The 4,603-nt window shown below is 59.1% G+C and carries 2 protein-coding genes; one reads left to right on the top strand and one right to left on the bottom strand.

Features of this window, described 5'->3' with window-relative positions; genetic code table 11:
- Positions 1-163: 163 nt before the first annotated feature.
- Entirely contained in the window at positions 164-2,764 is a 2,601-nt protein-coding gene (gene gyrA, locus RMO15_RS11020) for a DNA gyrase subunit A (protein WP_309711980.1), read from the bottom strand.
- Between the two features lie 99 nt (positions 2,765-2,863).
- Between gyrA and RMO15_RS11015 the strand changes: the two genes are divergently transcribed.
- Positions 2,864-4,393, top strand: coding sequence for an alpha/beta fold hydrolase (locus tag RMO15_RS11015; protein ID WP_309711975.1), 1,530 nt, complete (start codon positions 2,864-2,866; stop codon positions 4,391-4,393).
- The last annotated feature ends 210 nt before the right edge of the window (positions 4,394-4,603 follow it).

The raw sequence follows: 4,603 nt of genomic DNA, 5'->3' as shown, positions 1-4,603 counted from the left end.
GCAGATGGCTGGAGCAGAGGCAGTTTCCTCACGACGATACTAGTTATTGATATTTAATGAAAAATGAGTTAACTGTTAATAAAGCACAATAACGCCATCAACGTTAGGCGAGCCAAGAGAAAAGATATGGGACAAGATTAGCGCCGAGCGGGGGTTAGGGGGCTTACTCCTCGGCCTTCTTGCTGGCGTCGAGGTACTCCACCGTCTTGACCAGATCACCCTCGCGTAGCTCGATGAGCTTCACGCCTTGGGTCGAGCGGCTCTGGGTGGTCTTGATCTCGCTGACCTTGACCCGGATTCCGGTGCCGTGCTCGGTGACGATCATCAGGCGAAGATTCTCCTCGCCCTCCCGTGGGACGACACACGAGGCGATGAGATGACCCGTTCGCGCCGTGATGTCCATTGTCTTGAGGCCCTTGCCACCGCGTCCCTGGGTTTTGTAGGCCGCCATCGAGGTGCGCTTGCCCAGGCCATTGGCTCCCACGACCAGCAGATCGGAGTCGTCGGAAGCGATGTCCATGGCCACCACACGGTCTTCTTCGCCGTCCAGCACGATTCCGCGAACCCCGCCCGAGGCGCGGCCACTGGCACGGACATCCCCCTCTTTGAAGCGGATCGCCATGCCCTTGATCGTGGTCAGGACGATGTTCTGCTCGCCGTCGGTCATCTTCACCCAGTTGAGCTGGTCGCCCTCGTTCATGTCAAACGTAACCAGCCCATTGGCGCGTAGATTGGCAAACTCTGCGATACGGGTGCGCTTGATCTCGCCACGCACCGTTCCCATGAAGAAGTACCCCTCGGCGTTCTTGAGGTTGCGGATCGGCACGGTCGCCGTGATGCGCTCGTCGGGGAGGATCTGGATGAGGTTGATCACCGCCATTCCCATCGCGGTGCGGCTCGCCTCAGGCACTTCGAAGGCTTTCAGGCGGTAGACGCGGCCCCGGTCGGTGAAGAAGAGAATATAGTCGTGCGTCGAGGCCACAAAGAGATGCTCGAAGCCGTCCTCTTCTTTCGTCTTGCCCGCGATCCGGCCCTTGCCCCCCCGACCTTGCGTCGGGAAGGTGTCCATCTTCAGTCGCCGAATGTAGCCATCGCGGGTGATCGTGATCAGCATCTCCTCATTGGCGATCAGGTCTTCAAGATTGATCTCCTCGGCCTCGGTCTTCTCGATCACCGTCTTGCGGCTGTCGCCAAACTTGTCCTTGAGATACTTCAGGTCGGCCTTGATCATCGCATCCACGCGGCGCTGGTCCACGAGAATGTCTTCCAGACGCGCAATCTCTTTGAGGACATCTTTGTACTCGGCCTCAATCTTGTCCTGCTCCAGCCCAGTCAGGCTACGCAGCTGCATGCTGAGGATCGCCTCGGTCTGGATGCCGGTGAAGCTGAAGCGCTCAATCAGGCTCTGGCGGGCGACTTCCGTGCTGCGCGAGCGCCGGATGATGGCGATCACCTCATCCAGGTTCTGCACCGCGATCTGGTAGCCCTCTAAGATATGGGCACGGGCCTTGGAGCGGGCCAGCTCAAAGCGCGTCCGGCGAGTGATGATCACGCGGCGGTGGTCAATGTACTCCTGAAGAATCGCCTTGAGGCCCACCAGCCGAGGTTCGTAGAGAGGCGCGACGTTTACCTGGGATTTTAGCTTCTCTTCGCGCGATCGCACGTCAATGAGGGTGATTAAGTTGACACCAAAATTGAGGCGCATCGGGGTGTGCTTGAAAAGATAGTTGAGCACTTTCTGAGGCAGCACATCGCGGCGCAGCTCGATCACGACTCGCATCCCGCTCTTGTCGGTGTAGTCGTTGACGGCGGTGATTCCCTCGATTTTTTTCTCGCGGGCCAGCAGACCGATCTGCTCGATCAGCTTGCTCTTGATCACTTGATACGGCAGCTCGGTGACGATAATGGCGCTCTTGCCATTGTCCATCTGCTCGAAGTGCACTTTCGCCTGCATCGTCACCGAGCCACGTCCGGTCTCGTAGGCAGCGCGGGTGCCTTTTTGGCCCAGAATCAAGCCCGCCGTCGGGAAGTCCGGGCCGGTAATAAACGCCATGAGCTCTTCGAGGGTGGCATTGGGGTGCTCCAGCAGGTGCGTGATCCCGTTGCAGACCTCGGTGAGGTTATGAGGCGGCATGTTGGTCGCCATTCCCACTGCAATTCCCGTCGAACCATTACAGATTAAGTTAGGGAACTTGCCCGGCAGCACCGAGGGCTCCCGACGCTCGTTATCAAACGTCGGAACGAAGTTCACCGTGTCTTTTTCAATGTCCTCCAGCAGTTCCATTGCTAAAGGCGTCATGCGGGCTTCTGTGTAACGGTAGGCAGCGGGCGGGTCATCGTCGATACTGCCGAAGTTTCCTTGACCGTCTACGAGCGGGTAGCGGAGCGAGAAGTCCTGTGCCATACGCACCATGGTCATATAGATGGCCTGATCGCCGTGGGGGTGGAAGTTACCGATGGTCTCTCCAACGATCTTAGCGGACTTCAGGTGGCGGTTGGTGGGCGCAAGGCCCAGCTCCCGCATGGCGTAGAGAATACGGCGCTGGACGGGCTTGAGACCATCGCGGACATCGGGAAGTGCACGCGAGACAATCGTGGACATCGCATAGCCCAGGTAGCTGGTGCGCATCTCCTCACTGATCTCGATCTTGGGGCCATCGTAGACCATCACGCTGACTCCAGGGGCAGCTAATGTCTCGGGCACTTCCGGGAGATCGTCGTCTTCAGGCATAGCTTCAGCGGGGCTTGTTAGTTCATCGGGCATAAAAAATCCTCAAACAAAAGGCTATCGGGGTACTCCGTTGTGGTACCGGAGAGCGGAAATCATCCCTGTATTTTACCATGAAATGCGCTAAAATGGGTTATGTTGATCTATCTTCCCGCCCTGATCGCCGTCGCCCAGGCGCAGCAGACACCCACCTGGGAAACTCTCCAGCGTGCCTTTGCCTACGATACTACCAAACCGCTCAATGCCAAAGAGACGCTTGCCCAGAGTCGGCTCAAGCTGAGCTTCACCAACCTGCGGGGCGAGACGGTCACCGCTCTTTACCAGAAACCCGACGGCACCGGCCTGTTTCCCTGCGTCGCGCTGCTGCATGGGTTAGGCGGCAGTAAAGAGCAGCTTTTCTCCCTCATGGCCCCCGACTTGGTCAAGCAAGGCTTCGCGGTGATTGCCCTCGATGCCGCGCTTCATGGCGAGCGAAAAGTGGAAGGCAAGAGCCCCCAGGCCGCGTTTTTGCAAGTTGTCCCGGATACCGTCAAGGACTGGCGGCAGGCGCTGGACTGGCTCGGTACGCGCCCGGAGATCAACAAGAACCGCATTGGGCTTCTGGGCTACTCGATGGGCGCGTTCCAGGGCAGTATTCTGATGGGAGTTGAGCCACGCTTCCAGGCCGCCACACTCTGCGTGGGCGGCGACCCGTTTGTGAAGTTCCCTGGTGCCTCGCTCGCCTCCCCGAGCAACTTCATCGGCCACGCCACCCCGCGCCCGGTGTACTTTGCCAATGGCACCAAGGACACCACTGTCACGCCCGCCGCCTCCAAAGTCCTCATCAGCGCCGCCAAAGCCCCCAAAATCGTCAACTGGATCGAGTCCGGGCATATCCTGCCCACCGATGAGGTAAAGAAGGGCCTGAGCTGGCTCGCGCTCCGCCTGAAGCTTCCCACCGCCGCCGATAAATACGCCGCCCCCGAGGCTGCCGCGCTTAGTTTTGCTCCGGTTGAAGATACCGAAGCACGCGTCGAGAAAGTCAGCTTCACCAACGCCGCCAAAGAGGCCGTCAGCGGGCTCTACGTGCGCCCCAAAGACGGCACCGGCCCGTTTCCACTCGTCTTAGTCTTGCATGGCAAGGGGCACAGTAAAGAGAAGATGCTCAACACCATGAAGCGCGAGTTTGCCAGCCGGGGGATCGCCGCGATTGCCCTGGATGCCGCAGGCCACGGCGACCGTAAGCCTCTCACCGACACTGAGACGATCTTCACCACTACCATTAAAGACTACCGCCAGCTCTTGCCCAATCTCCTGGAGCGCCCGGAGCTAAGTCCCGAGAAAGTCGGACTGATCGGCTTCTCCATGGGCGCGATGATGGGGACGATCCTCACTGCCATTGACGAGCGCATCCGAGTCGCGCTGCCCTGCGTCGGCGGCGAGCTAGAGAGCCTGCCTGAGAGCTGTCGCCCCGCCCTCTTTGCCCCCTCTCTCACCGATAGACCTATCGCGTTTGTCAACGGCCACAACGATCCCACGGTTCCTGAGGCCGCTGTCAAGAAGCTCCACGCAGCCCTCGGAGCAAGCGCCAACCCCACCATATTCTGGTACGACGAAGCCGACCATACGATCCCCAAGCCCACGCTTCGCCTCGGCACGGACTGGCTCTTAGAGAAGCTGAAATGAAGCGCCTCGTGCTTGGCCTGACGCTAGGATTGGGATTGCTAGCGTTTTCCCCCCTAACCCCCGCCGGGCGCTAATCTTGTCCCATATCTTTTGCTGATAGGGCTGACATCGCTGAAAAAGCCATTTGCCAGCCCTCCTCCATACCATCCAAACGACGAAGTCCCATCCATAAACTCTTCACACCAGCACGAGGAGCAGAACGACAAGGAC

The organism is Armatimonas sp., from assembly GCF_031410135.1.
In the GTDB taxonomy this organism is placed as follows: Bacteria; Armatimonadota; Armatimonadia; order Armatimonadales; family Armatimonadaceae; genus Armatimonas.
Note: the sequence above shows the minus strand (reverse complement) of the source record. Positions and strands in the feature narration are given on the sequence as shown.